Here is a 5,286-nt window from a genome sequence, read left to right as displayed (position 1 = left end):
GTACTTAACCATACCTTATGAGGTCAATGAGACTCTGCGGACGTTAAACGTACGGTTGATCATGTAAATCAACCTTCACAACTGAAGCGAACTGAGAGGAAAATAATTTACGAACTTCACCCTCTGCAATATCTCCACTTAAATAAGCTATATCCTTTTTGAGCCTAAAATCCCGCATGTGAAACATGCGCTAAAAAGCAGAGATATGCTTGGGTATCATGTTCTAGTTTACTTGGTTTTTTATTGGTGCAAAAGATCGGCGGTGTTCTGGCAAAATTCCATATTGTTCGATTGCTTCTAAATGTTGTTTTGTTCCATATCCCATATGTTTTTCGAATCCGTATGCAGGATAGCGTTCACCAAGTTCTTTCATCATTCGATCTCGCGTCACTTTTGCAATAACAGAACTTGCAGCAATGGAAATGCTTGTAGCATCGCCTTTGATGATTGACTGCTGCGAAATAGGCACCGGCAGCTTCATCGCATCAATAAGCAGTTCATCAGGCTGAACAGCTAGAAGTTCAATTGCTTCAGTCATTGCCTTTTTTGTTGCTTCATAAATATTAATAGAATCAATGACCTCTGCGTCTATAATACCTATACCGATAGCGACAGCGCTTTTACAAATTTCTTCATAAAACGCTTCTCGCTTTGCTTCTGATAACTTCTTTGAATCCGTCAAACCAGGGAGAAAAAAATCCGGCGGCAAAATAACAGCAGCAGCTACTACCGGTCCTGCTAACGGTCCTCTTCCTACTTCATCTACTCCGGCAATATAGGTTGCTCCTTGATTGTATAATTCGTTTTCATATGCCATCATTTCATCAAACTGTTTCTTCAAGCGCTCAGCGGCTTCAAATTGCCTTTGTTTTTGAATAATAACCTGCTGCACACCTTTACGCTCATCTTGCGCATATGCCTTAAATAAAGCATCTTCCGGGCTTCTCACTTGCTTTAGTTCTTCTTTTATTTCCTTAATACTCTTTTTCATTAGCTCCACCTTCTTTATATCAACATTTTCATGCGGCACTTTTACATAAAAAACGCCTCATGCTAAAAAGGCAGAGGCGTTTTTTGTTTCAGTTCGCAATGTATTGCTTACAGCTGCTGTTCAGCTTCACTTGGATCATCAAATGTAAAGGTGCCAATTTTATCCGTTCGAATTTCTCGAAGAACAAGCTCAGCCGTTTTATCGTAATCCACCATGCCGCCACCCATTAAACAGCCGCGGCGCGACCCAATTGCATCAAAAAGCTCTACAATGTCTTCAGGGATTTCATTTAAATCATAACGCTGCTTTAATTGTTCTGGGTAATGGCTAGTTAAGAAGCGCAGCGCATAAACAGCAACATCTTGCATGTTTAAAATGGTATCTTTAATAGCACCCGTTGTCGCAAGCTTATATCCAACTGTTTCATCTTCAAACTTAGGCCACAAAATACCTGGCGTATCAAGTAGCTCCAGCTCATTTCCTACCTTAATCCACTGCTGTGCTTGCGTCACACCTGGACGATCTCCGGTCTTGGCGATTTTTTTACTGGCAAGGCGATTAATCAGCGTGGATTTACCAACGTTAGGAATCCCTACAATCATCGCTCGAATAGCGCGGGGTTTTTTGACTCCTTTTGCGCGCATACGGTCAAACTTCTCTTGAAGAAGTTCTTTGGAAGACGAAACAATTTGTTTCATTCCTTTACCTGCTTGTGCGTCAATAGCTAAGGCATAAATACCTTGTGCTTTGTAATAATCTAGCCACTGCTGAGTAACGCGCGGATCAGCTTTGTCCACTTTATTCAGCAATACGATTCTCGGCTTGTTCACAATAATCTCATCAATCATTGGATTTCGCGATGATTGCGGAATGCGTGCATCAACCAGTTCGTATACAATATCAATCAATTTTAGCTTTTCAGTTACTTGTCTTCTGGCCTTGGCCATGTGGCCAGGAAACCATTGAATTGTCATATTTTACTCACCTTTTATATTTTACTTTGCAAAACGTGCTTCTTTAATCGGCCAGTATACGGCGCTCGTTTTACCAAGCACCTTGTCCATGCTCACAAAGCCAATCTGACGGCTGTCTTTACTGTAGCGTCGATTGTCTCCCATCACGAACAAATAGCCTTCTGGCACGGTCTTTTTACCCGTTACGTCTTCTAGCTTAAAGTCTTCGGTTAAATTACCGTCAATCACTTCTTTTTTATACTGATCTAAATAGGGTTCTTTATAAGCTTTTCCATTTACATATAGCGTATCATTTCGATACTCAATATGATCACCCGGCAGTCCGATAATACGTTTTATGTAATCTTTTTCCGCTGTAGCATGAAAAACAATAATATCAAAGCGATCAGGATCACCAATCTTATAGGAGAACTTATTTACAATCATTCGATTTTGGTCATGCAGCGTAGGCATCATAGAAAGTCCATCTACTACAATCGGTGCAAACAAGAAATAGCGAATTACAACAGCTAACAGTACGGCAATGGCGATTGCTTTTATCCATTCCCACAGTTCATTTTTCTTTCGAGCCATCTTCAGTCCTCCAACTCTTATGTCATACCTTTATTTTAAACGATAATGTTTGAAACGCCTAATAAATAAATAGAATAAAAAAATGATGACTTGTACGTCTATTTTTTACTGTCAGAGAACGAATCGTTCTAAAAAAACATTTGAAAAARGGAGCTTGTATAAACAAGCTCCCCTTTACTATTATCGAATTTCTTTAATACGCGCAGCTTTACCACGTAATTCACGTAGGTAATAAAGTTTCGCACGGCGTACTTTACCGCGGCGCATTACTTCGATTTTTGCAATTTTTGGCGTATGAAGTGGGAATGTACGCTCTACACCTACACCGTAAGAAATCTTACGTACTGTAAATGTTTCGCTGATACCACCGCCACGACGCTTAATAACAACACCTTCAAATACCTGAACACGTTCACGAGTACCCTCAACGATATTTACGTGTACACGTACAGTATCACCAGGACGGAACGTAGGAAGATCTGTTTTTAATTGTTCTTTTGTAATCTCTTCGATTAATTTTTGCATCGCGTGTTTCAACTCCTTCCAACAGACGCTCATACCAATGCTTTTCAATCATTGCAGCGGAACATCGTTATAGGTGACCAGACATCTGCCCAAGCCACAAAATCTATCTTAGCACACTCTTATACCGTATGCAACAGAGTTTATGCATAAATTTTATGGATTTATGAAAGCTGATTTTCTTCTTTTAATTGAGCTACTAGTTTCTTTTGCTCTTCTGTTAGCTCTATCTTTTCAAGCATATCCGGTCTTCGAAGCAGCGTGCGCTTTAAAGACTCTTTTTGGCGCCACTGTTCAATTTTTTTATGATTTCCTGACATAAGTACTTCAGGAACCGTTAAGCCTCTAAAATCAGCGGGACGCGTATAGTGGGGGTGCTCTAGTAAACCGGTACTGTGTGAGTCCTGTACAGCTGAATGATTATTGCCAAGCACATCGGGAAGCAGGCGAACAACGCTATCGATCACAACCATTGCACCAAGCTCTCCTCCAGTTAATACATAGTCACCAATTGAAATTTCATCAGTTACCAGCTGCTCACGAATTCGTTCATCATATCCTTCGTAATGACCGCAAATAAAAATTAAATGCTCTTCTGCTGCCAGCTCTTCTGCTTTTGCCTGTGTATAGCGTTCACCCTGCGGACAAAGCAAAACTACACGGGGCTTCTTGGCTGTTTCAGTCAGCTTTTCTACAGCGTCAAAAATAGGCTGAGGCGTCAATACCATTCCAGCACCTCCGCCGTAAGGATAATCGTCCACATTTTGATGTTTGTTCGTAGAATATTCTCGGAAATTAACTACATTCAGTTCAACCGCATTTTTTTCCTGTGCTTTTTTCAAAATTGATTCACCAAAAACACCGTCAAACATAGAAGGAAATAGCGACAGTACATCAATTTTCATTAGTCCAATAACCCTTCCATTACTGTAATAACAATCTCTTTTTCATCTATATCAATAGATTGTACAACGTCGTCGATGTAAGGAATAAGAACTTCTTTTCCGCCTTTTTTAACAACCCACACATCATTAGCTCCCGGCGTTAAAATTTCTTTGACCGTTCCTACCTCTACTCCGTCTTCTGTTTTTACTGTACAGCCAATAATTTCGTGGAAATAGAATTCACCGTCTTCTAAATCCGTTAGCTGCTCCTCAGGGATTTTTACTTCGCAGTTTTTATACTGCTCAACATCATTTACGTTTTGATAGCCTTCGAATGTAAGCAGATCAAAATTTTTATGCCTGCGGTGGCTTGCTACTGTTACTTCTACCGGCTCGCTTTGCTTTTCTTTGAAGATATAAAGTTTATTTCCTTTTTCATAACGCTCATCAGCAAAATCCGTAGTTGATACAATACGAACTTCTCCTTTTACACCATGGGTATTCACAATTTTTCCAACCTTAAACCATTTCATACTTCTTCACCTCTATCTAATCTCAACAACTTTGCTATCTTTTATAATAATTGTTTTACTTTCTTTTATCTTTTCCCAATCATCGCCGATTTCTACCTCTACCAAGGCATCCAGTTCCGTTTCAACGAGTTCGCTCCCTAAAGGAAGCTTTTCTAATTGCGTCAGCTGAAAGTTCAACACTTCAATTTTTTCAAGGCGAGCGGATTTTTCTTTTTCAAACTGACTATGTAATAAAGAAGAACCTTTATTGGCTTTTTCCATGTGCTTTAACTGAAATTTCAGCTGTTCCATTTCTTTTTCAAGCGCCTGCTTGCGATTTATAAAACGATTTTCAAGATCTTGTTTGCTTGCTTCAGTTAACACTTGTTTCACAACCACTTTTTGAATAATGTTCAAAACGTTCCCTCCGCTCTCAAGATAGTGACCTTGTGCTTTTTACATGCATATTGAAATAGCTGCTGCTTGCTCGCAAAAGACTTACTGTGATCAAAACGTTCATCTTATCATAACATAAAAAAAGGGCGAGGTTATCCCTCTCCCTTTTTGATTACTCTTGAATTTTCACATACACTTTTTTACCTTGCTGTGATGCTGCTGCATTCACAACAGTTCGAATCGCTTTTGCAACGCGGCCTTGTTTGCCGATTACTTTGCCGACATCTTCTTGGTGAACAGTAAGGATGTACGTCACTTGACGTTCATCTTCTTGTTCCTCCACTTTAACATCAGCTGGGTAATCAACAAGCGGCTTTACAATTGTTTCGATTAGTGATGTCATCTCGAGTGGAATTATTTTCCTAATTTAGCAT

General features: G+C 39.7%; 8 protein-coding genes. All 8 read right to left on the bottom strand.

Going from position 1 to position 5,286, the window contains the following annotated elements; all coding sequences use genetic code 11:
* Nucleotides 1-223: 223 nt before the first annotated feature.
* Entirely contained in the window at nucleotides 224-991 is a 768-nt protein-coding gene (locus tag AC1DRF_RS16080) for a ribonuclease HII (RefSeq protein WP_043976467.1), read from the bottom strand.
* A gap of 107 nt (nucleotides 992-1,098) precedes the next feature.
* On the bottom strand, nucleotides 1,099-1,965 hold the full coding sequence (gene ylqF / locus AC1DRF_RS16075) for a ribosome biogenesis GTPase YlqF (RefSeq protein ID WP_028410801.1): 867 nt from the start codon (nucleotides 1,963-1,965) through the stop codon (nucleotides 1,099-1,101).
* Between the two features lie 21 nt (nucleotides 1,966-1,986).
* Nucleotides 1,987-2,538: a signal peptidase I gene (gene lepB, locus AC1DRF_RS16070; protein ID WP_013058893.1), complete on the bottom strand. Its 552-nt coding sequence runs from the start codon at nucleotides 2,536-2,538 to the stop codon at nucleotides 1,987-1,989.
* Between the two features lie 180 nt (nucleotides 2,539-2,718).
* Nucleotides 2,719-3,063 carry a 50S ribosomal protein L19 gene (gene rplS / locus AC1DRF_RS16065; protein WP_013084808.1) on the bottom strand — a complete coding sequence of 115 codons (345 nt, stop codon included), beginning with the start codon at nucleotides 3,061-3,063 and terminating at the stop codon, nucleotides 2,719-2,721.
* Nucleotides 3,064-3,224: 161 nt separating this feature from the next.
* The gene (gene trmD / locus AC1DRF_RS16060) at nucleotides 3,225-3,965 is read right to left on the bottom strand and encodes a tRNA (guanosine(37)-N1)-methyltransferase TrmD (protein WP_097824512.1); all 741 of its coding nucleotides are present in this window, start codon (nucleotides 3,963-3,965) and stop codon (nucleotides 3,225-3,227) included.
* Complete coding sequence (rimM, locus tag AC1DRF_RS16055) at nucleotides 3,965-4,477, bottom strand: ribosome maturation factor RimM (RefSeq protein WP_013058896.1); 513 nt, start codon at nucleotides 4,475-4,477, stop codon at nucleotides 3,965-3,967. The genes trmD and rimM overlap by 1 nt, the downstream gene beginning before the upstream one ends.
* Nucleotides 4,478-4,489: 12 nt before the next feature.
* Complete coding sequence (locus tag AC1DRF_RS16050; protein WP_097824513.1) at nucleotides 4,490-4,873, bottom strand: YlqD family protein; 384 nt, start codon at nucleotides 4,871-4,873, stop codon at nucleotides 4,490-4,492.
* Between the two features lie 151 nt (nucleotides 4,874-5,024).
* Entirely contained in the window at nucleotides 5,025-5,255 is a 231-nt protein-coding gene (locus AC1DRF_RS16045) for a KH domain-containing protein (protein WP_013058898.1), read from the bottom strand.
* Nucleotides 5,256-5,286 lie beyond the last annotated feature (31 nt).

The sequence above is a fragment of the Priestia sp. P5_B4 genome, from assembly GCF_056400385.1.
The sequence above is the reverse complement of the archived record's forward strand: the minus strand, read 5'-3'. Positions and strand labels throughout refer to the sequence as shown.

Excerpts from the sequence above, each read along its gene's own strand:
- AC1DRF_RS16045 (WP_013058898.1), bottom strand. The coding sequence starts at position 5,255 with ATGACATCACTAATCGAAACAATTGTAAAGCCGCTTGTTGATTACCCA.
- lepB (WP_013058893.1), bottom strand. The coding sequence starts at position 2,538 with ATGGCTCGAAAGAAAAATGAACTGTGGGAATGGATAAAAGCAATCGCC.
- ylqF (WP_028410801.1), bottom strand. The coding sequence starts at position 1,965 with ATGACAATTCAATGGTTTCCTGGCCACATGGCCAAGGCCAGAAGACAA.
- AC1DRF_RS16080 (WP_043976467.1), bottom strand. The coding sequence starts at position 991 with ATGAAAAAGAGTATTAAGGAAATAAAAGAAGAACTAAAGCAAGTGAGA.
- rplS (WP_013084808.1), bottom strand. The coding sequence starts at position 3,063 with ATGCAAAAATTAATCGAAGAGATTACAAAAGAACAATTAAAAACAGAT.
- trmD (WP_097824512.1), bottom strand. The coding sequence starts at position 3,965 with ATGAAAATTGATGTACTGTCGCTATTTCCTTCTATGTTTGACGGTGTT.
- rimM (WP_013058896.1), bottom strand. The coding sequence starts at position 4,477 with ATGAAATGGTTTAAGGTTGGAAAAATTGTGAATACCCATGGTGTAAAA.